20 protein-coding genes are annotated in these 21,056 nt (G+C 65.6%); 13 read left to right on the forward strand and 7 right to left on the reverse strand.

Annotated features, from left to right (window positions below):
- Positions 1-35: 35 nt before the first annotated feature.
- Positions 36-740 carry a FadR/GntR family transcriptional regulator gene (locus tag AC1MCD_RS01495; RefSeq protein ID WP_498675218.1) on the reverse strand — a complete coding sequence of 235 codons (705 nt, stop codon included), beginning with the start codon at positions 738-740 and terminating at the stop codon, positions 36-38.
- A gap of 144 nt (positions 741-884) precedes the next feature.
- Here AC1MCD_RS01495 and AC1MCD_RS01500 point away from each other — a divergent pair, with 144 nt between their 5' ends.
- The 8 genes from AC1MCD_RS01500 to AC1MCD_RS01535 all read left to right on the forward strand — a co-directional run bounded on the left by AC1MCD_RS01500 (position 885) and on the right by AC1MCD_RS01535 (position 8,880).
- Entirely contained in the window at positions 885-2,396 is a 1,512-nt protein-coding gene (locus tag AC1MCD_RS01500) for a four-carbon acid sugar kinase family protein (RefSeq protein WP_498675221.1), read from the forward strand.
- A gap of 84 nt (positions 2,397-2,480) precedes the next feature.
- A complete protein-coding gene (locus AC1MCD_RS01505; RefSeq protein WP_498675224.1) occupies positions 2,481-3,383 on the forward strand; it encodes an NAD(P)-dependent oxidoreductase in 903 nt (300 codons plus the stop codon).
- Positions 3,384-3,446: 63 nt separating this feature from the next.
- A complete protein-coding gene (locus AC1MCD_RS01510) occupies positions 3,447-4,913 on the forward strand; it encodes a GntP family transporter (RefSeq protein WP_498675226.1) in 1,467 nt (488 codons plus the stop codon).
- Complete coding sequence (locus AC1MCD_RS01515; RefSeq protein WP_498675227.1) at positions 4,913-5,764, forward strand: class II fructose-bisphosphate aldolase; 852 nt, start codon at positions 4,913-4,915, stop codon at positions 5,762-5,764. Before AC1MCD_RS01510 ends, AC1MCD_RS01515 begins: the two co-directional genes overlap by 1 nt.
- 53 nt (positions 5,765-5,817) lie before the next feature.
- Entirely contained in the window at positions 5,818-6,225 is a 408-nt protein-coding gene (locus AC1MCD_RS01520) for a DUF1304 domain-containing protein (protein WP_498675229.1), read from the forward strand.
- Positions 6,226-6,357: 132 nt separating this feature from the next.
- Positions 6,358-7,677 carry an acyltransferase family protein gene (locus tag AC1MCD_RS01525; protein ID WP_498675231.1) on the forward strand — a complete coding sequence of 440 codons (1,320 nt, stop codon included), beginning with the start codon at positions 6,358-6,360 and terminating at the stop codon, positions 7,675-7,677.
- Between the two features lie 44 nt (positions 7,678-7,721).
- Positions 7,722-8,051 carry a GNAT family N-acetyltransferase gene (locus tag AC1MCD_RS01530; protein WP_498675234.1) on the forward strand — a complete coding sequence of 110 codons (330 nt, stop codon included), beginning with the start codon at positions 7,722-7,724 and terminating at the stop codon, positions 8,049-8,051.
- Between the two features lie 58 nt (positions 8,052-8,109).
- Positions 8,110-8,880 (forward strand): SDR family NAD(P)-dependent oxidoreductase, encoded by a 771-nt coding sequence (locus tag AC1MCD_RS01535; protein WP_498675236.1) that lies wholly within the window; start codon positions 8,110-8,112, stop codon positions 8,878-8,880.
- Here AC1MCD_RS01535 and AC1MCD_RS01540 read toward each other — a convergent pair.
- Both AC1MCD_RS01540 and AC1MCD_RS01545 read right to left on the reverse strand, forming a co-directional pair.
- Positions 8,848-9,948 carry an FUSC family protein gene (locus AC1MCD_RS01540; RefSeq protein WP_498675238.1) on the reverse strand — a complete coding sequence of 367 codons (1,101 nt, stop codon included), beginning with the start codon at positions 9,946-9,948 and terminating at the stop codon, positions 8,848-8,850. The two genes, AC1MCD_RS01535 and AC1MCD_RS01540, sit on opposite strands and share 33 nt — an antisense overlap.
- A gap of 194 nt (positions 9,949-10,142) precedes the next feature.
- Positions 10,143-11,768, reverse strand: a complete 1,626-nt coding sequence (locus AC1MCD_RS01545) for an MFS transporter (RefSeq protein WP_498675240.1) — start codon at positions 11,766-11,768, stop codon at positions 10,143-10,145.
- A 499-nt stretch (positions 11,769-12,267) separates the two neighbouring features.
- Between AC1MCD_RS01545 and AC1MCD_RS01550 the strand changes: the two genes are divergently transcribed.
- Entirely contained in the window at positions 12,268-12,480 is a 213-nt protein-coding gene (locus tag AC1MCD_RS01550; protein ID WP_498675242.1) for a hypothetical protein, read from the forward strand.
- Between the two features lie 42 nt (positions 12,481-12,522).
- Positions 12,523-12,783, forward strand: coding sequence for a hypothetical protein (locus AC1MCD_RS01555; RefSeq protein ID WP_498675244.1), 261 nt, complete (start codon positions 12,523-12,525; stop codon positions 12,781-12,783).
- A gap of 152 nt (positions 12,784-12,935) precedes the next feature.
- On the opposite strand, the gene AC1MCD_RS01560 is transcribed toward AC1MCD_RS01555, so the two are convergent.
- A complete protein-coding gene (locus AC1MCD_RS01560) occupies positions 12,936-15,458 on the reverse strand; it encodes an ATP-dependent DNA ligase (protein WP_498675246.1) in 2,523 nt (840 codons plus the stop codon).
- A gap of 40 nt (positions 15,459-15,498) precedes the next feature.
- On the opposite strand from AC1MCD_RS01560, the gene ku reads away from it, so the two are divergent.
- Positions 15,499-16,572 (forward strand): non-homologous end joining protein Ku, encoded by a 1,074-nt coding sequence (gene ku / locus AC1MCD_RS01565; protein WP_498675247.1) that lies wholly within the window; start codon positions 15,499-15,501, stop codon positions 16,570-16,572.
- Positions 16,573-16,644: 72 nt separating this feature from the next.
- Here ku and AC1MCD_RS01570 read toward each other — a convergent pair whose 3' ends face one another.
- A complete protein-coding gene (locus tag AC1MCD_RS01570; protein WP_498675250.1) occupies positions 16,645-16,911 on the reverse strand; it encodes a DUF7218 family protein in 267 nt (88 codons plus the stop codon).
- Between the two features lie 267 nt (positions 16,912-17,178).
- Here AC1MCD_RS01570 and AC1MCD_RS01575 point away from each other — a divergent pair, with 267 nt between their 5' ends.
- Together AC1MCD_RS01575 and AC1MCD_RS01580 are read left to right on the forward strand one after the other, a co-directional pair.
- Positions 17,179-18,027 (forward strand): class I SAM-dependent methyltransferase, encoded by an 849-nt coding sequence (locus AC1MCD_RS01575; protein WP_498675252.1) that lies wholly within the window; start codon positions 17,179-17,181, stop codon positions 18,025-18,027.
- Positions 18,024-18,455 (forward strand): SRPBCC domain-containing protein, encoded by a 432-nt coding sequence (locus AC1MCD_RS01580; RefSeq protein ID WP_498675254.1) that lies wholly within the window; start codon positions 18,024-18,026, stop codon positions 18,453-18,455. The genes AC1MCD_RS01575 and AC1MCD_RS01580 overlap by 4 nt, the downstream gene beginning before the upstream one ends.
- A gap of 168 nt (positions 18,456-18,623) precedes the next feature.
- Here AC1MCD_RS01580 and AC1MCD_RS01585 read toward each other — a convergent pair whose 3' ends face one another.
- Both AC1MCD_RS01585 and AC1MCD_RS01590 read right to left on the reverse strand, forming a co-directional pair.
- Entirely contained in the window at positions 18,624-18,902 is a 279-nt protein-coding gene (locus AC1MCD_RS01585) for an HPr family phosphocarrier protein (RefSeq protein ID WP_498675256.1), read from the reverse strand.
- 68 nt (positions 18,903-18,970) lie between these two features.
- Complete coding sequence (locus AC1MCD_RS01590; protein ID WP_498675257.1) at positions 18,971-21,055, reverse strand: PTS fructose transporter subunit IIABC; 2,085 nt, start codon at positions 21,053-21,055, stop codon at positions 18,971-18,973.
- Position 21,056: the final 1 nt, after the last annotated feature.

Raw genomic sequence — 21,056 nt, forward strand, 5'->3', positions numbered from 1 at the left:
GGGCGTGGCCAGAGCCGGGAACGTTGTCAAAAGGGTCAGGGTGCCTCGAGAACCAGGTTCCTGAGATCGTCCAAAGTTTGCTGCATATGGGAATCCATGGCTTCACGGGCCTTGGCGGGATCGCGTAATTCCAAGGCCTCGGCAATGAGCTGGTGGTGGCCGATCGCGTGCTCCTGGATGGTGCGAACCGCCGAGGTTTCCGCGCGGCGTTTTTCCAGGACGCGCTGCAGGGGTTCAAAGAGGACGGCCACAAAAACGTTCTCCGAAGCGCGCAGGATGAGGTCGTGGAAAGCGAGGTCGGCCTCGACAAACGCAGCCACGTCATTGACGTCATGAGCCAGCCGCATGGCCGCGACGTTGCCGAAGAGTGCCTCGATGTCCCCGTTGCTGATCCGGGACGCGGCCAGCTCGCAGGCTCCGGTTTCCAGCATCCTGCGGAGCTCAATGAGTTGCACGGAGGCCGAAGCTTCGTTCTGGCCCTCAGAGGCGGCGCGCAGCACGGCTTCCAGCGAGGCCCAGCGGTTCAGCGGGTTCACAAAGGTGCCGCGTCCGCGTTCCACACTCAGGATCCGCTGCGCCTCAAGAGTCTTCATGGCTTCACGCACGGTCATGCGGCTGACCTCGTGCTTGGCGCTGAGCTCAAGCTCGCCGGGCACACTGGATCCGGGCGGGAAATCCCCGGCGATGATCCGGTCCAGGAGTTCGTCGGCCACAACGCCCACCAGTGATTTCCGTGCCATTTGTCCCCCTTGACACCGTCGCCAGATGTCTGACAAGTCTACTTGCGCGTTTGTATGTCCTATGCCACACTATTTGAAATGTTAGATGTCAGACATCTTACAGTTACCCATTGAGACACAGATACCCACACAACGGAGTGCACAGTGACGCTTGAAGCAGACCTCCTGGCCGCTTTCCCGGCCGAAGTCCGGATTCCCGCCAGCCTTGTTGCCGACGCCGTGGCCGCCTCCAATGCGGAGAGCCCCCGCATGCTGGTAGTGCTCGACGACGACCCCACCGGTACGCAGTCCGTTGCGGACCTGCCGGTGCTCACCCGCTGGGAGGTGGAGGACTTCATCTGGGCCTTCGGGCAGGCCAAGCCTGCCGTCTACGTGCTGACAAACACCCGAAGCCTGGACCCGGCCGAAGCGGCCGTCCGGAACGAGGAAGTGGTCCGCAACGCCCTGGCCGCCGCCGGGTCCGTAGCCGCCGCGTCAGCAACCGCAGGGCCCGGTTCCGGCCTGCGGCTGGGCTTCGTGAGCCGCAGCGACTCCACCCTTCGGGGCCACTACCCCCTGGAGCCCGACGTCATCGCCGCCACCGTGGCCGAGGTCAGCGGCGAAGCGACCGACGGCGTCGTGATGGTTCCGGCGTTCCCCGACGCCGGCCGCGTGACCATCGGCGGCGTGCACTACACCCGCGGTACGGGCGACGACGCAGGCACGCTTACCCCCGCTGCGCAGACCGAATTCGCCAAGGACGCCAGCTTTGGCTACGCCAACTCCGAGCTGGCCAAGTATGTTGAAGAGAAGTCGAAGGGCCGCTTCGCTGCAGAGTCCGTAATTGTCCTGGACCTGAACATCATCCGCGCCTCCACCGATCCGCAGATCACCGCCAAGGCCATCGCCGACGCCATCGAACCCGCCACGAACTCCACACCGATCGTGGCCGACATCGTCACCGAAAACGACCTCCGCGCCCTGTCCCTGGGCCTGGAGGAAGCCGAACGCCGCGGCAAGAAGCTGCTGTACCGTGTGGGCCCGCCGTTTGGACGTGCCCGGATCGGCCAGGAACTCCGTACCGAGCTCAGCGGTGCCGAGGCCTACGCCGGCAACACGCCCTCCGAGGCGGGCGGCCTGATTGTGGTGGGCTCCCACGTGGGCGTCACCACCCGCCAGCTGAAGGCCCTCACCGAGCAGCACAGCGCCGCGCGGATTGTGGAGATCGACGTCGAGAAGCTGCTCGCTGCCGAAACCGAAACGGCTGCGGACGGCTACCTGAACCAGACGGTGGACACCGTGGTGGAGGCACTCCGCATCGGGGACGTTATCGTCCACACGAGCCGACTGCTCATCAAGACTGACGACGCCGCCGAAAGCCTGCGGATCGCCCGCACGGTGTCCGCCGCAGTCGTCGCTGTGGTCAACCGGACCCTGAAGACTTTCCCGCCGCGGTTCGTCATCGCCAAGGGCGGCATCACGTCCTCCGACGTCGCCGCCCACGGCCTGGAAATCCGGCATGCCATTGTCCGCGGCCCCATGCTGCCGGGCATCGTCTCGCTCTGGGAACCGGTGGACGGCCCCGCCAAGGGCATCCCGTACATCGTGTTCGCAGGCAACGTGGGCGACGACCAGTCCCTCGCCGACGTCACGCGCAAGCTCAGCAACACCTTCTAGTCCCCACCGGCTCCCAACCCTCGCAAGCTCGGGCCGGGTCCCTCGCCGGCGTGGGCCCACCACCAAAATTCAATGGAGAACACTATGACCAGCAACTACACCGTCACCGTCCTGGGCCTCGGCGCCATGGGCCTGCCCATGGCCACCCGGCTCGCCAGCGAGCTCACCGTCCACGGCTTCGACATCGCCGAGCCGCGCCTGAAGCTCGCCGAAGAAGCCGGCATCGCCACCTTCGCTACCGCCCGCGAAGCCGCCAAGGGTGCCGACGCCCTGCTCCTCGCGGTCCGCAACGGCGAACAGCTCAACGATGTCCTCTTCGGTGAGAACGGTGTGGCCTCCGTCCTGGAGCCGGGCGCCGTCGTGATCCTCGGCAGCACCGTGGGTACCGAAGCGATCCCCGCCACCGTGGCCAAGCTGGCCGAATACGGCGTCGAACTCGTGGACGCGCCGCTCTCCGGCGGCCCCAAGCGTGCCGGCGAAGGCGACCTGCTGATCGTGGTGGGCGCTTCCCCCGAAGCCCGTGAAAAGGCGAACCCGGCACTGGAACTCCTCGCCTCCACCCTGACTGTGGTGGGCGACAAGCCCGGGGACGGCCAGGCCCTCAAGACCGTCAACCAGCTCCTCTGCGGCGTCCACATCGCCGCAGCTGCCGAAGCCATGGCCCTCGCCGACGCCCTCGGCCTGGACCAGGCGAAAACCCTCGCCGCCCTCGAGGCCGGCGCCGCCGGTTCGTTCATGCTCTCCAACCGCGGTCCCCGCATCCTCGAGGCCTACACCGAGGAAGGCGCCGAGGTCCTGTCCCGCCTGGACATCTTCGTCAAGGACATGGGCATCGTGGGCAAGGCCACCCGTGCCGCCGGCCTGGCAGCGCCCGTTGCCGCCGCGGCCGAGCAGCTCTACCTCCTGGGCCAGGCCCAGGGCCTTGCCGCAGCCGACGATTCCGCCGTCATCAAGGTGGTCGCCCCCACCAAGCGCACCCCCGCCTAACAACTAGCCAGCGCCATCTTGCCAGTCCTCTGGAAGACTGGCTTGTCAAAGGAGACACCCGAAATGAACCCCCTGATTAACTCGCTGATGGTGGGGGCGGCCGACGCCCCAGCCATCAAACCCGCAGTGGAGCTGGGTACTCCACTGCTCCTCACCATCGCCGCCGTTGGCATCGCCGTCCTGCTGGTGATGATCATCCGCTTCAAGATCCAGGCCTTCGTGGCCCTGCTGACGGTGAGCATCGCCGTGGCCGTGGCGTCCCAGATCCCGTTCAAGGACGTCTTCACCGTCGTCGCCAACGGCGTGGGCGGAACCATGGGCAAAGTTGCGCTGCTGATCGCGCTCGGCGCCGTCCTGGGCCGGATGATCGAGGTTTCCGGCGGCGTCCAGTCGCTCGCGGCGCACTTCACCGAGAAGCTCGGCGCCAAGCGCGTCGCGGTGGCCCTCACCGCCGTCGGGTTCCTGGTGGCCATCCCCGTGTTCTTCGAGGTGGGCATCATTGTGCTCGTCCCGATCGTCTATGCCTTCGCGAAGATCGCCAACGTGCACCCGGTCAAGTTCGGCCTGCCCATGGCCGGCATCATGCTGTCCATCCACGTCGCCGTCCCGCCCCACCCGGGCATCGTGGCCGGCGCCGGTGTGTTCGGGGCCGACATCGGCCTCATCACCCTGATCTCCCTGCTGATCTGCATCCCGCTCGGCTTCCTGTCCTACTGGGTTGCCAGCATCATGAACCGCAAGGAATACGAACTGCTTCCCGGCGTCAAAGCCCAGGTGGACGAGTACGGCTCCGACTCCCTGGTCAAGGTTGGCCATCAGGGTCCCGGCGCCGCCGGCATCGCCCCGCCCCGCCCGGCCCTGATCATCTTCCTCATCGCCGCTCCGATCGTGCAGATCCTCGTTGGTACCCTGGGCACGCTCACCATCCCCAAGGACAACTCCTGGTACGGCCTCGCCGCATTCGTCGGCAACCCGTTCTTCGCGCTCCTGGTGGCCGTGGCACTGTCCTTCTTCCTGCTGGCCGTGCGCCGCAACTGGTCCCTGAAGGAAACCGGCGAGATCTTCGAAGGCGCGCTGCCTCCCATCGCCTCGATCCTGATGGTTGTCGCAGCGGGCGGTGTCTTCGGTGAGGTCCTGCGGACCTCGGGGATCGGCGCCGCACTGTCCCAGACGCTGGACCACCTGGGCCTGCCGGTCATCGTGCTCGGCTTTGTCATCTCGCTGGCGCTCCGTGCAGCGCAAGGTTCAGCGACCGTGGCCATCGTCACCACCACCGGCCTGCTGACCTCCGCCGTGATGGAAGGCGGCTACTCGCCGGCTCAGATCGCCGTGATCGTGATCGCCATCGGCTTCGGCGCTTTGGGCCTGTCCCACGTGACCGACGCCGGCTTCTGGACCGTGGTGCGCTACTACGGCCTCACCGTTTCGGACGGCCTCAAGACCTGGACCGTCCTCACCACCGTCCTGGGCGTGGCAGGCTTCCTCCTGACCTACGTGGCCTGGATCCTGGTGGGAGGCCTGGGCGTCTGATGCGCACCCGACTCGACCACCTGGTCACCACAGCCCTCCAGCAGGGCTCGGCCGTGCCGGCGTTCACCTGCTACGACTTCACCACAGCCCTTGCCGTGGTGGGCGCCGCCGAGGACGCAGGCCGGGGCGTCATCCTGCTGGTCGCCCCCAAGACGGCCGCCACCCCCAACGGCCTGCGGCTGATCGCCGCGCTCCGCGGCCTGGCGGACGCAGCCTCCGTTCCGGTTGCCGTCCAGTTGGATCACGCCACGGACCTGAACGTGATGGCCGACGCCGTCGCCGCGGGGGCGGATTCGGTCCTCGCCGACGGTTCGTCCCTGCCGTATGAGGACAACATTGCGCTGGTCCGCGAGGCGCGCGCCTTGCTGGGTGCCGACGTCGTGCTTGAAGCAGAACTCGGCGGACTGGCCGGCGACGAGGACCGTGCCTTCGGCTCGGACTCTGCCGGCGTGGCAGTTGCCGGTCTGACCGACTCCGCCCAGGTGGAGGATTTTGTGGCCCGGACCGGCGCCCAGCTGCTGGCCGTCGCCGTGGGGAACGTGCACGGCAAATACAAGGGTGAGCCGCAGCTGCGCTGGGACGTTCTGCAGGACATCGCCGTGCGGACCCACATCCCGCTGGTGCTCCACGGCGCGTCCGGGATTCCCGCGGACGAGCTGGTGAAGGCTGCCGCCATGAACGTGGGCAAGGTCAACTTCAATACCGAGCTGCGAACGGGCGTGCTCTCCACGCTCCAGGAACAGCTGCCCGGGCACCGGGCCGACGGCGAAAACCTCCAAGGCCTGCTGGTCCACTGGAACACCTCGGCCAAGATATTCGCGGGGGCGGCATTGGGGATGCTCACCCGCTGAGGTTTCTGTGCGGGCCCAGCGGTTCGGCGCGGGAGGGAGGCTAGGATCAGCACATGATCCTGGCCTCCCTCCTTTTTGCTTTCCTTGCTGCGGCACTGCACGTCTACATCTTCACCATGGAGTCGATCACCTGGACCAAGCCGGCCACCTGGAAGCGCTTTGGCCTCAATTCCCAGGCCGACGCCGAAACCACCAAACCACTCGCCTACAACCAGGGCTTCTACAACCTGTTCCTGGCCCTCGGCGCCTTCATCGGGGTTGGCTGCGTAACGTTCGGGGCGGGCGGATCCGCGCAGCAGGTGGTGGGCTGGACCCTTACCTTCAGCTGCTGCGGCTCCATGCTGCTGGCCGCCACAGTACTTGCCCTCACGGGGCGGAAGTACCTCCGCGCTGCGGTTCTGCAGGGCACGACGCCGTTGCTCGCCGTCGTGCTCGGGTTGCTGGCAGTGGCGGCGGGCTGAGCCGGACCGCCGTTGCCGCCCCGTTCCACCTGCCCCTTTCCTGCTGCCGCCCCCGCCTTCTGGCTGTCACCGCGCCCGGCGCGCACAATATAGGAAAAGGCAACGGCATTCAGCGCTCGTAGGGGATTGCACGTGAGCGATGTCAGGGAACAAGGGCCATCCGCCCACCTGCACGGGCTGGCGCACCAGCGCGACCTGGGCATCGATCTTGTCCGGTTTGTCTGCCTCGCCCTGGTGGTGGTGGGCCACTGCATGATGGTCAGCCCGGTCCTGCATGCGGACGGCACCGTGACCTCGGAAAATACGCTGGGGGACCAGCCCTGGTTCGTGCCGGTCATCTGGATTTTTATGGTGATGCCACTGTTTTTCGTGACCGGGGGTACCACCGGCCTGCAGTCCTGGCAGCGGATGAAGGCCAACGGAGGCAATGGTTTCGAGTTTGCCCAGGCGCGGCTGCTGAGGCTGGTCCGGCCGGCCGCTGCACTCCTGGCCGTCATGTTCCTGGGCTTGTGGGCCGCGCTCCTGGTGGGCGTGGCCCCGCAGGTGGTCCAGCTGATAGTTACCGGCGCAGGCATGCCGCTGTGGTTCCTCGCGGCCTACCTTGCAGCCCAGCTGAATATCCCGTTGCTGGCCTGCTTCCATGCGCGCGCCCCCTGGCTGACTGTGGCCGTCTTGGTTGCGCTGGTTGTTGCTGTGGACTGCTTCCGCGGCGCTTTGCCCCTTCTCGCCTACGCAAACCTGGTGTTCCTCTGGTGCGCCGTGCAGCAGATGGGCTTCCTGATGGCCGACGGTCACTTCGTTCGGCTCACACGCTCGGGTTTGGTCGGACTCATCGTCTCGGCAAATCTGCTGCTCGGCGCGGTGACCGGGCTGGGCCTCTACACCGGAAACATGCTGGTCAACCTCAACCCGCCGAATCTCTGCCTGTTCCTGCTTGGCGTGTCGCAGGCCGCTGCACTGCAACTCTTCCGGCCAGGGCTCGAGTGGGCGTCGAACGTGGGCTGGGTGCGGGCGACAGTCATGGCAGCCGGGCGCCGTGCCATGACGGTGTACCTGTGGCACCTGCCGCTGCTGGCGGCCATGTCCGGGCTGCTGCTCCTCACGGACTTTCCCAAACCCGCGGCCGGGACCGCCGAATGGTGGTGGTCGCGGCCCCTGGTCATCCTCGGCGTGATCACCGTGCTGCTGCCCGTGCTGGCAGTGTTCGGGCGCCTTGAGGATCGTCCGACGGCATCTGCCCACACCCGCGGCAGGCCCGCGCCCGCGGTGGTAACGGCCGCCGTCGTCGTTTTCATTCCCGTGGCGGACGCCGCGTTCAACGGCCTGACGCTGGGACTGCTTGGAGGCGGCGCGGCCTGCTTTGCTCTTGCCGTCCTGCTGCTGGGGAGGGTACCGGATCGTGTCCCCGGTGATGTTGCTGCCAGGCGTGCCGTCCGGGCTCATGGGGGGTAGGCGCGACCATTGCCAGCGGGGCTAACTAGTGCCAATGTCGAACCATGACTGAGAACATGATTTCCACAGAGGATGAGTTCAGCCCGGCCGTGTCACTGGTCCGGGACGATGGGCATCACCGTTACGAGCTGAGAGTGGGCGGGAAGATCGCCGTCCAGTCCTTCTTCGAGGACCGGCCCGGACACGTGGATTTCAGCCACACCGAGACTGCCGAGGAGTTCAAGGGCCAGGGCTTGGGCAAGGTCCTCGCCCACTTCGCCCTGGACGACGTTGTGGCATCGGGAAAACGGATCATCCCGCATTGCCCGTTTATCGCCGGCTACCTCCGCCAGCACGAGGGCTACGAGCAGCACATCGACTGGCCTGAGGACTAACGCCCGCCCGCCCGCCTGGCGGCGGCAAGGTCCGGCCCGGTCCGGCTAGTCTGGGCGAATGACAACACCAGCCACCACAACAGCCCTCGTCACCGGGGCCAGCGCCGGTCTCGGTGCCGAGTTTGCCCGGCAACTCGCGGCCCAGGGCCACCATCTGGTTCTCGTGGCCAGGAACCGGGACCGCCTCGAGCAAACAGCGGCGGACCTGGAACAGCGCTACGGAACCACGGCGGAGGTGCTGCCCGCAGACCTGACGGACGACGCCGGGGTGGCCGCCGTCGTCGGACGCCTGACGGACGCCACTCGGCCGGTGGGGATCCTGGTGAACAATGCGGGCAGTGGCCTGCTGCGCGACTTCGAACAGAACAGCATCGCGGACGAGAAGCAGCACCTCAGACTGCATTGCGAGGCGGCACTGGAACTAACCCACGCCGTGCTTCCAGGCATGCTGGAACGGGGGAGCGGCCGGATCATCAACGTGTCGAGTATTGCGGCGTTCCTGCCGCGGGGGACGTACGCGGCGGCGAAGGCGTGGCTGCTCGTTTTTAGCCGCTGGGCCAACCTGGCCTACGCGGCGCGCGGCGTCGCTGTCACGGCGGTATGCCCGGGGCTGACGCATACCGAGTTCCATGAGCGGATGGGCATGGACAAGGCGGTGGCACCATCCTGGGCGTGGCTGACCGCGGAGCGTGTGGTGCGCGAAGGCCTGGCGGCCAACCTCCGCGGAAAGCCTGTCTCCATCCCGTCGAAGCGTTACAAGGCTGTGGCGGTTGCGGCGCGGCTGCTGCCGGACCGGCTACTCACCGGACCGGCGCGCAGGCCGAAGTAGCGGGAACCGAACAGCACGTTGTTGCACCGTTCGCTGCCGGACGGCCACCGCCACCAGGATCCCCACCACCGCACCCACGAAGGTTTCCACGCCGCGTTCCAGGATCAGCACGGTCGGATCGATCGGCGCCGCGAGCTGCGTCATCAGCAGGATAACCGGTGTGAATGACACCATGGCAAGCCCATAATGGCGGGTCATGAACAGCTCCGTGGTGAACTGGAAAAGGATGACCAGGACGCCCAGGACCAGCACCTGATGGGCGGCGAACAAGGGGGCGAGGGCCCACGGTTCGGGCACAAGAACGACGGCGGTGACCGCCAGGCCGAGGAAGGTCCCCACTATGCGGTGCAGTCCTCGCCGCACCCGGCTGGGGAAGTCCGCTCCCGCGAGCGGCACGGCAGCAGCAGCCATGGCCCAGTGCGGATGGCCGCTGCCGCTGAGCACCCCGATGGTGCCGGCAAGGCCAACCGCTAGCGTGTATCGAGCCGCGTGCACAGCGGCAGCCCGGCCTGCTGCGCCGCGCAGGACCACCACATCGCGGGCGGCTCCGCGCTGCCACGAACGGCCACGGATCCAGCCGCCGAAGCCCACCGCCATGGAGAAGGCTGCGGCCCCCGCAGCGATGGCAAGGGCAACATACCAGGGGACGGCCAGGGGGACTGAGGCGCAGGCGCCCAGGGCAAGGATGCCGAAGAACGGGCCGTTTGGTTTGAGTTTCACCCTGTCCGAATAGACCGAGCCGACGCCTGCCAGCACGGCCTCGACGGCCACCAGCCACCAGGAATGGAGGTGGTTGACGGAGAGGAAGACGCCCACTGCCACCCCGCCGACGAGTACCAGGGCTGCCTGGGACTGGTGGCGGAGCCTCAACTGGTGCGGCTCGGACCGGCCATACATCCCGGTCAGTGCGCCGAACACCGCGTAGATGATCAGGTCGGCGCGGCCCAGGAGCAGAAGGATGAGTGAGGGAATGGCCACGCTGGTGGCCACGCGAAGCGCTGCCAGGTGGTCGTTGTTCGCAGGTTCAAGCCGGTGCAGGGCGTGTACCTGCCGCATGACGGACTTCACGCGGGCACACCACCTGTCATTGGTCTCTGCCCCGGAGCCGGAGCCTCCACACGATTATCTCCCGGCGTCACCAACTCCCGGGCACGGCTAAGGCCCGCCCTGTGTGCTTCCCCCAAGGAAAGCACACAGCACGGGCCTTTGAGCGCGGGCTACAAGCCGGCCGAAACAGGCCGGTCCGTTGTTCCGGGTGTTACTTAGACTCCGGCCGGAAGCTTGGCGGCGGAATCTTTCCCGGCCGAAGCATCGGTGATGTCCTGGGTTTCAAACGGCATATCGTCCAGGTCGATCAGCGGGTTCTCGTCCTGCGTGGCAACCAGCTCCCGGGCCTCCGCCTGTGTATCCACGCTGGGCATGGAACCCGGGAGTGGACGCTGGGCGGATTCCTTCAGGAAGTAGATGGCCACGGCCCCGACAGCCGACGTGGCCATCAGGTAGTAGGCCGGCATCATGTCGTTGCCGGTCGCCTTGATCAGCGCAGCCACGATGAACGGCGTGGTACCGCCGAAGATGGCAACCGCGAAGTTGTAGGCGATGCCCATGGCGCCGTACCTGTTGGCTGTCGGGAACTGCGCGGGCAACGCCGAGGCGAGGTTCGCAACATAGAACGTCACCGGGAAGGCGATCAGGGCAAGGCCCGCCAGCGTAGACCAGACTTCACCGATGCCGATCAGCAGGAAGGCCGGGGTGGCCAGCACCACGGTGCTGATGGCGCCGATCCACAGCACGGGACGGCGGCCGATCCGGTCAGACAGCTTCCCGGTCAGGGGAATGCAGAGGCTCATGATGACCAGCACGGGGATGGTCAGCAGCGTCCCGTGGACAGGATCATAGCCCTTGGACTCAGTAAGATACGTCGGCATGTACGACGTCAAGGCGTAGCCGGCAGTGTTGGCAGCGGCGACAAGGATCATGGCGACGATAAGCGAGCGCCAATAAGCCTTCACGATTCCCACCGGGCTCTTGGCACTGTCCACGTCAGCTGCGGCGTTGGCCTGCCCAATGGTTTCCTGCGCATCGAGAGTGGCCTGGAACTGAGGGGATTCCTCGATCTTGTTCCGGAAGTAGATGGCGATGAGGCCCAGCGGACCTGCAACCAGGAAAGGAATGCGCCAGCCCCACTCCTCCATAACTGTCTGGCCAAGAGTCAACTGCAGGACAGAAACCAGCGCCGCACCCAAGGCAAAGCCAAGGTAGCTGCCCATGTCCAGGAAGCTCGCAAAGAATCCACGGCGCTTGTCGGGCGCGTATTCGCTGACGAAGGTTGTGGCGCCGGCGTATTCACCACCGGTGGAGAAGCCCTGAACGAGCTTTAGGAGTACCAGCAGCGCCGCGGCCCAGATGCCGATCTGCGCGTATCCGGGCAGCAGTCCGACGGCGAACGTGCTCGCCGCCATAATCATCAGCGTTGCGGCGAGTACTTTCTGCCGGCCGATCTTGTCGCCGAGCCAGCCGAACACGACGCCGCCGAGTGGACGGGCGATGAAGGTGGCGGCGAACGTTCCCAGCAGGAACAGCGTCTGGACGGATTTGTCGGCCTCCGGGAGGAAAACGGGTCCCATGGTGGTAATCAGGTAGCCGAACACGCCGACGTCGAACCACTCCATGGTGTTACCCACGATGGTTCCGCCGAGTGCTTTCTTCAGCATGGGCTGGTTGACGACATTCACGTCGGACTCTTTGAGCCGGCGCCGTGCAAGGATCTTCGGTTTGCGTGGCCCTGAAGGACTCGCAGGTCGTGCGTTTGTTACTACTGCATTGTTGGTTCCGCCGGCGCTGTTAACGCCTGCTGGAGAGTCGGTCGTGCTTCGGTCTGTGGGCATTTGGGCGACTCCTGTGGAGGTCATTTGCTTGCGACTTGTAGCTGCCCCGCTCTGGGCAGGCCTTCAATTTTACGCGAATCTTGAGGCAATTGAGAGTTTCATGCCGTAGGATCGCTTGTTTCGGGGCGTTTTGAGTCGGTGTTAGCAGATTTCTTTTCACCGGTTTCACCGCGGCAGCACTGGGATCCCGGCGTAACTGGGGGACCGTTACCTAATCTTTTTCTTCCGGGCGCTTTCCCATGGCTTCTGGCGCCCGGTTTGGCGCTGAATGTGGCGGCCGCCACGGGTATGGCGGTGGCTTCACGCGAACGTCGAGGGAGCCAAGCGGGGTTCACAACCAGGGCGCAAACTGCCTATTGTTGACCCATGGGAACACTGATTTTTGAGTAGGCGGACCCCTGCGGCCTGTTAACATTCGCCCTAACATTCGCCCTAACACTGGCCCCGTCCTCGCTGATCTCCTCAGACAAGCAGATCCTCCTCAGAAAGGTTCCACCTCATGACCGAACAAGACGCATCCGACCAGTCGGAGTCCTCGACCGACAGCCCCGATGCCAAGGGAATCCGGGCCGGGCTGACCGAGGCGCAACGGGCAATGCTCGCCAGCAAGTCCCGGGGCGGCGATTCCGGATTGCAGAGCGTCGGTAAGAACCACAAGCCCACGCACGCCAGCGGCAAACAGGGCCCGGTCGAGAAGAAGGTCCGCTGGTAACACTTCATATCACTGGCACTTCGTCTGTGGAAAGGAAGAAAAATGGCTAAGCAAAATACTGGACCAAGGATTGAACCTGAGGTGGCGGATCACCTCGCGGCAGCCATGGATGAGCAGTCCATGCCTGGGCCGGCCACCATCGCCGTAACCACGGCAATGGCCGGCGAACAGCACTGGCCCGACGGGAACGGTAAACGCAGGCATCCCAAGGAACGTGGTTCAGGCCACGGCCAGGTGGGCAACGAGGCCGCCGTCACCGCCGTTCACCGCACCGGCCGCCCGCAGATGCCGCACTCATCCTGACGCGCGTCTGACCTGGCGGCCCGCAAAACACGAGCCAGCCAGCAGATCATGAGCCGAAACGCAGACGGCCTGGGGACACCCGAAAACGGGAGTCCCCCAGGCCGTTGCCGTGTCCTGAAGGAACTTGCCCGTCGCCGGACCACCACCCGCGCCTACGCCTCCGGCACCACTTCCTCGGCATTCTTGTCCAGCCGCCACCCACGCCACACCGGATGCCTGAGCTTTCCACTGCCCGTCCACTCGCCGAACGTCACTTCGCCGACCAGGCGCGGTGTGACCCAGTGGGCGTCCGAGGCATCCTCGCGGGGGACGTCGTCGAACGGTGACGTCTTACGGGCGAGGTTGTCCACTTTCTGCCTGAGCTCCTCCAGTTCGCGGGTGCTGAACCCGGTGCCTACCCGGCCAACGTACCGGAGTGTCTTGCCGTCAGGGATGCCCACCAGCAGCGAACCCACGGAACTCTGCCGCCCGCCTTTGCCCGGCCGCCAGCCGCCCACCACCACCTCCTGGGTCTGCTCCAGCTTGATCTTGATCCACGTCCGGGTCCGCTGCCCGCTGACGTACCTGCTGTCGGTCCGCTTCGCCATGACACCCTCAAGCCCCAGTTCCTGCGCGCTTTCCAGAAGGTGCTCGATCTTTTCCTCCAGGACCGGAGAAAGCTCCACCGGGCAGTCCGAAGGCCGGTGGAACTGCTCAAGACGCTGCCGCCTCGTTTCGAACGGCAGCCGGCGAAGGTCCTCGTCACCGTGGGCCAGCAGGTCAAAGAGCATCAGCCGGACCGGAATGGCGGCGCGTGCCTTGGCGACGTCGCCGGGGCGGGTCAGCTTCATGCGCCCCTGAAGGACACCGAAGTCAGGCTTTCCGGAAGGCCCGACGGCGAAGATCTCACCATCCGCAACGAACGGCCCCTCCGGCCAGCAGGACCGTTCTGTCAGTTCCGGGTAGGTTGCGGTGACATCGTTCCCGTTCCGGCTGATGATCCGGACCTTCTCGTCGTCGGCCACCATCAGGGCGCGGACCCCGTCCCACTTGAGCTCGAACCGCCAGTCGCTGCCCTGCAGATCGGCGGCGGTCCCGGCCGTGGCCATCATGGGGCTGAAATCTTCTGCTCGCAGGGGCGCGGACGATTTCGATTTCGTGCCTGCCGGTTCTTGCTGCTCCTTCTCTACTGGACCATCTTCGGCCGCGTCCTCGCTTGCCGCCTCATCTGTGTCAGACGAGTCCTCGGCGGGAGATCTCCGGGGGTGAAACGTGTGGTGGTCCTTGTCCATGAGGTGGATCAGCCACTGCCCCTCGGCGTCCCTGCCCTGGCCCCGGCCGGTGTGGATCAGGGCGAACTTCTTCGTCCCGCCCAGCCCTCCCCCCTCTGACCCCGTCAGGGTGGCGATAACTTCCCTGCCGTTGATCCACTTTTCCAGTTCGTAGGTGCCGTGATCCCAGATGGTGACCTCGCCGGCGCCGTACTGGCCCTTCGGAATGGTGCCTTCGAAGGTGGCGTAGTCCAGGGGGTGGTCCTCGGTTTGGACCGCCAGGTGGTTTTTACCGCCCGATTCCGGGACGCCTTTCGGCAGGGCCCATGAGACCAGCACCCCCTCGTGCTCCAGCCGGAAATCGAAGTGGAGCCTGCTGGCGTGGTGCTCCTGAATCACAAAGGTGTCGCCGTTCCCTGAAGCACCGGAGAACGGTTCGGGCGTCGCATCAGGGTCCCGCATCGACCGGTACCTCGCCAAGCGCTGGTGCGCGCCGCCGTCGTGCGTTACTTGTTCGATGCCCCCAGGGTGCGCGCCACCGTGCCCGACGGCGGCGAACGGGTCCCTGCCTTCCTTCACCCGGCGCATCACGGCCCTGTAGTCGAGGTGCTGGAGCTTGGGGGAGCTGATCTCCTGCCAGGTCCGCGGCGCCGCGACCATGGGCGTGGGCCTGCCGCGCAGGGAGTACGGAACGATGGTTGTTTTGGCCGCGCTGTTCTGGCTCCAGTCCACCAGGACCTTGCCCTTGCGCAGGGATTTCTTCATGTCGCTCACGGCCAGGTCCGGGTGGTCCGCTTCCAGGGCGCGGGCCAGTTCGTGGGCAAACTCGGAAATCCGGTCGGAGGTCTGGGCCCCGTCAAGGGCGGCATAGAGGTGGATGCCCTTGCTGCCGCTGGTGACCGGGACGGGGTCAAGGCCCACGTCCTGCAGGATGGTGCGCGCCAGGAGGGCCACTTCCACGCATTCGGCCAGGCCTGCGCCGTCGCCGGGGTCCAGGTCCAGCACCAGGCGGTCCGGATTCAGTTGGTTGCCGTGGGAATTCACCTGCCACTGGGGCACATGGATTTCCAGCGAGTTGATCTGGCCAAACCACGTCAGCGTGGCCGCATCGTTGACCAGTGGGTAGTAAATGGTCCGTTCCTTGTGTGTGATGGCCGCACGCGGGAGCCAGCCCGGCGCCGAATCCTCAAGATTTTTCTGGAAAAACACCTCGCCGGGCTTCGCCACAGTGCCCACGCCGTTGACCCAGCGCTTGCGGGTGGCGGGCCGGTTGGCTGCCGCGGGGATCAGGACGTGGGCCACGGCAGCGTAGTAGGCCAGGACGTCAGCCTTGGTGGTTCCGGTCTCCGGGTAGATGATTTTGTCCAGGTTGGTGAGGGTCAGTTCCCGCCCCGCAACCCGGACACGTTCCTTAGCTCCGGCCATGGGTCTTCACCTCCGGCCTGCGGTGATGTTCACTTGAGGGATGAGAGCCATCTGGAAAGGTGCCATCGCGTTCGGCCTGGTCAACGTACCCGTGAAGGTCTACAGCGCCACCGAGGACCACGACATCAGCCTCCACCAGGTCCACAACGCCGACGGTGGCCGGATCCGCTACCAGCGCCGGTGCGAGGTCTGCAGCAAGGTCATCGACTACTCGGACATTGAGAAGGCGTATGAGGACGACGGCCGCACCGTGGTCCTGTCCAAGGAGGAGCTCAAATCCATCCCGGCGGAGAACAGCCACGAGATCGAGGTGGTCCAGTTCGTGCCGTCCGAGCAGCTGGAACCGATGATGTTCGAGAAGAGCTACTACCTGGAGCCGGATTCCAAGTCGCCCAAGGCCTACGTTCTGTTGCGCCGCGCGCTGGAGGACACGGACCGGGTGGCCATCGTCCAGTTCGCCCTGCGCGAGAAGACCCGCTTGGGGGCGCTGCGGATGAAGGACGATGTGCTGGTCCTGCAGTCCCTGCTGTGGCCCGACGAAGTCCGCGAGGCTAAATTTCCCGCCTTGGAAGAGTCCGTCCGGATCTCCGCCCAGGAACGCGAGATGTCCGCGGCCCTGGTGGAGTCCATGGCCGCTGACTTCGAGCCGGAGCACTTCACCGATGACTACCAGGTGCAACTCCGGAAGCTCATCGACGCCAAGCTGGAGAAGGGCGATTCCCTCAATACCGATGAAACGTTCGGCGCGGAAGCCGGTGAAGGCGGTAAGGGCGAGGTCATCGACCTGATGGAGGCGCTGAAGCGCAGCCTGGACCGGAAGCGCGGCGGTGGTTCCGCGGCTGCGTCCGTTGACGATGAGGCCGAAAGCGATGAGGCGGACGACGGCGGCACTGAAGTTAGTGCCAAAGGCTCGCGGGGGAAGGCTCCCGCCAAACCTGCAGCTAAGACCGCCGGTACCAGGACCACCGCCGCCAAGTCGACTACGGCCAAGTCCACCGCCGCCAAGTCCACTACCGCCGCCAAATCGGCAACAGCCAAGTCCGCGACGGCGAAATCCACGGCCGCGAAGCCTGCGGCGAAGGCGACGGCGACGCGGGCGCGAAAGGGTGCCTGAGACGGTTCCTGGGCGGGCGCGCGGTGAGGGCTCGGTTCGCGGGCGTTCTGCCGTTTCGGTGATGGCCGCCCCCTAGGAGTTCCGCAGCGCGGAGATGAGTTCGCTCTTCTTTTTTGCCGAGTACCCGGTGAGGCCAATTTCCTTGGCCTTGGCCTTGAGCTGCGGGACTGTCCAGTCCTCGTAGTCGCCCGATTTGCCGCCCTTGCGGCCAACTGCGGAGCGGCCTTTCTGCGCAGCCGCGTTGGAGATGCGTGCCGCCTTCTGCTTGGACGCGCCGTCTTCGCGCAGTTCCTCGTAGAGCTCGGGATCTTTCAGGCTGGGGTTCTTCTTGGCTGGCATGTCATCCTCCTCAAGGGGTGCGGAATTGCGGCAGGCACAGCCACCGGGCACAGTCACAGGTCGCTGGGCCCGCAGGCCTTTGAAGCCGTTACCGCTGTCTTTGCTGGTCAGGCTTCCACGCTAATTCCGGGGCTGTGGAAAAACAAGGAAACGATAAGTCTCCTTGCATTCACGATTTACTGCCGCCACAATGGGCGCATCACAGCCGTGTGCCAACAGCGTGCTGTCACTCCAAACCTGTCAACGAAGATGGAGAGGGACGCCGAAATGAATGACAAAACGGACGTAGACGAGGCGGACCGGGCGCTGAAACAAAAGCACCGGGCCATGTGGGCATCGGGGGACTACCCCGCGCTGGCCAGCGAACTGGTCCAGGACCTCGGGGCCATCCTTGTGGATGTCTGCAAGATCAGGCCCAAGCAGCGTGTACTGGACGTGGCCGCAGGGGCGGGGAACGCGGCCATCCCGGCAGCCATGATGGGTGCCGAGGTGATCGCCAGCGATCTCACCCCGGAGATGTTCGACGCCGGGCGGCACCAGGCAGCCGATCGTGGCGTTGAGCTGGAATGGGTGGAAGCAGACGCCGAAGCCCTGCCCTTTGAGGACGACCGATTTGATGTGGTGACGTCCTGCCTGGGCGTGATGTTTGCCCCGCACCACCAAGCCGGGGCAGCCCAAATCGTGCGCGTGTGCAAACCCGGCGGAACCATCGGCCTGCTCAGCTGGACGCCCGAGGGGTTCATCGGAAAGATGTTCGCCGCCATGAAGCCGTTCGCACCGCCGCCTCCGCCCGGGGCCCAGCCGCCCCCGCTGTGGGGCAGCGAAGACCATGTTCGTGAGCTCTTTGGCGACAGGATCACCGACGTCCAAACGGAAAAGCGCATGCTGGCCATCCACAGCTTCCACCAGCCGGCGGACTTCCTGCGCTATTTCAAGTCGCACTACGGTCCCACCATTTCGGTCTACAAATTCCTCGGTGAGGACCAGGAGAAGGTCAAAGCCTTGGACACAGCCCTCACTGAGCTTGCCGACTCGTTCGGTGACGCTCACGGCGATGCGGCGTGGCAGATGGAATGGGAATACCTGATCTTCACCGCGAAGAAGGCGCGGGCATGACGGGCTACCACGTGGCAACATCCGCCACCACCATTGACGCGCCGGCCGGACGGGTCTGGGACGTCATCACCGACCCCGCCGCCGTGAAGGAGTTCATGTTCGGGGCCGACCTTGTGACCGACTGGGCCGTGGGCGGGCCCATTCTTTGGCGTGGCGAGTGGGAGGGCAAGCCATACGAGGACAAGGGGACCATCCTCGAAGTGGAACCCGGCAAAAAGTTGGTCCACACGCATTTCAGCCCGCTGGGCGGCGAAGAGGACAAACCTGAGAACTACCACACCCTCACGTGGACCCTCGAAGACCAGGACGGCGCAACCAAGCTCACCCTCTCGCAGGACAATAACGCCAGCGAAGACGCGGCCGAGCACTCGCGGGGCATGTGGGACATGCTCGTGGCGGACGTCAAAAAGATCGCCGAGCGCGCCTGACCCCAACTAAGTAGCTCTAACTGTCGTTTTGAGCGTCCAAAACGACAGTTAGAGCTACTTACTTGGGCGGGGGGCGCTTAAAGCCAGCGGCCGCCGTCGTAGTCTCCCCACGCAGGAGAGAAGTACGACGGCGGCCGCTGGCACGCGCTGTTATCGAACCGGGTGCCGCTACTCGGCGTCGTGATCCGTTTCCAGGATCTGGACCAGACGCTCCAGGGCATCGTCCGCCCCGGTACCTTCCGCGCGCAGCACCACAACGTCGCCGTGCGATGCGCCCAGGCTCATGAGGGACAGGATGCTGGCGGCGTCCATCGCCTCGTCAATGGGCTCGCCTTCCCGGGCGATGGTGATGTCCAGGTCGAACTCGCCGGCGGCTTCGGCAAAGATGGCGGCGGGGCGGGCGTGCAGGCCTACGCGGCTGGCGACGGTTGCGGTGCGTTCTGACATTGTTGCTCCTTTATCTTTCGGCGTTTTGCGGTTGAAACGCCGTGCATGGTTTGGTTTGGTAGGGCTGGTCAGACCGTTGCGGGAACTGATTCCACGGTAGCAGCGGGCTCCGGCTGACGGACCGCCCAGCGCTTGAGGGCGATGACCGCCAAGGCGCTGACCACGGTGCCGGCCACGATCGAGACAACGAACATCGCCAGGTTGCCGATGGCGAAGAACACGAAGATGCCGCCGTGGGGTGCCTGCGAGGTGACGCCGGTTGCCATGCAGAGGGCCCCCGTGAGGGCGCCGCCCACCATGCTGGCGGGGATGACGCGCAGCGGGTCGGCTGCGGCGAACGGGATGGCGCCTTCGGAGATGAACGATGCGCCCAGCAGCCACGCCGCCTTGCCGTTTTCGCGCTCAGCCAGGCTGAAGAGCTTCTTGTCCAGCGTGGTGGCCAGGGCCATTGCAAGCGGCGGGACCATACCGGCGGCCATGACGGTGGCCATGATCTGCCACGGGGCCTGGTTGGCGGCACTGCCTGCGCCGAGTCCTGCTACGGCGAAGGCGTAGGCAACCTTGTTAACTGGACCACCGAGGTCGAAGCACATCATGAGCCCCAGGATGATTCCCAGGACGACGGCGGACGCGCCGGTCATGCCCGAGAGCCAGGTGTTAAGGCCAGTTGTAAGGGCGGCGATCGGACCGCCAAGGACCAGGAACATCAGGCCGGAGGCAACGATGGAGGCCAGCAGCGGGATGATCACCACGGGCATCAGGCCGCGCAGCCAGCGCGGGACCTGCCAGGTGCCGATGACGTGTGCGATGTAGCCGGCCAGCAGGCCGCCGACGATGCCGCCGAGGAAGCCGGCACCCATGAAGCCGGAAACCGCACCGGCCACGAAGCCCGGTGCGATACCGGGCCGGTCGGCGATCGCGTAGGCAATGTAGCCTGCCAGCGCCGGGACCAGGAAGCCCATCGACAGGCCACCGATCTTGAACAGCACCGCGCCGAGATACAGGGCCAGGTTCCCGTCAGGGAGATTGAAGAGCGTATTGGCTGCGAGGATATCGTTGGCTTTCGTCCCCAGGGCGATATCGAAACCAGCCAGCAGGAAGCCCAAAGCAATCAGAAGGCCACCGCCAGCCACAAACGGGATCATGTAGCTGACGCCGGTGAGGAGTGCCCGCTTCAGCTTCTGGCCGATGTGCTCGCCCTTTTCAGCTGCAGCCTGCTCGGCTTGTTCCTCCGCCCCGAAGTGCGGTACGCGCCGGGCATGCGGATCGGTGGCCGCGGCGAGTGCTTCCTGGACCATCTTGGCCGGCTCGTCGATGCCGCGCTTGACGGGCGCGTTGATGACGGGCTTGCCGGCGAACCGTTCCTTGCCGCGGACATCCACGTCCACCGCGAAGATCACGGCTTCGGCGGCGGCAATGATAGCGGGGTCCAGCGGCTTGGCGCCCGAGGAACCCTGGGTCTCCACCTGCAGGTCTACGCCCATTTCCTCGGCGGCGGCAACCAGCGAGTCAGCAGCCATGTAAGTGTGGGCAATGCCGGTGGGGCACGCCGTAACGGCTACCAGGCGCCTCGGACCTGCTGCGGCGCCGGTGGTTGAGCCTGTTGAAACGGCAGTAGCACCTGCGGCGGAGGCGCCGGAAGCAGCACCCGCAGCCGCAGGTACAGCATCAGCGGGTGCCGCGGCAGCGTGGGCGGCCGGCTTGTCGGCCAGCGCGCCGTCCACGAGATCCACGATGTCCTCACGGGTGGCCGCTGCACGCAACGCTGCCGTGAAGTCCTTTTTGATCAGCGACCGGGCCAGCTTGGAAAGGAGCTTGAGGTGTTCCTGGTCAGCACCGTCCGGGGCGGCGATGAAGAAGACCAGGTCGGCGGGGCCGTCCTTGGCGCCGAAGTCCACCTTGGGGTTGAGGCGGGCCATGGCAAGGGTTGGCTCCACTACAGCTGCGGACCGGCAGTGCGGGATGGCGATGCCGCCGGGGATACCTGTGGCGGTCTTCTGCTCACGGGCGAAGGCGTCGGCGAAGAGGCCTTCAACTTCTGAGGCACGGCCGGTGGCAGCAACTTTGCTGGCCAAGTGCCGGATCACATCCTCGGGCGAGGTGCCCAGGTTCTGGTCGAGCTCGACCAGTTCGGTGGTGATGAGCTGAGTCACT

Source organism: Arthrobacter sp. BF1, from assembly GCF_056680215.1.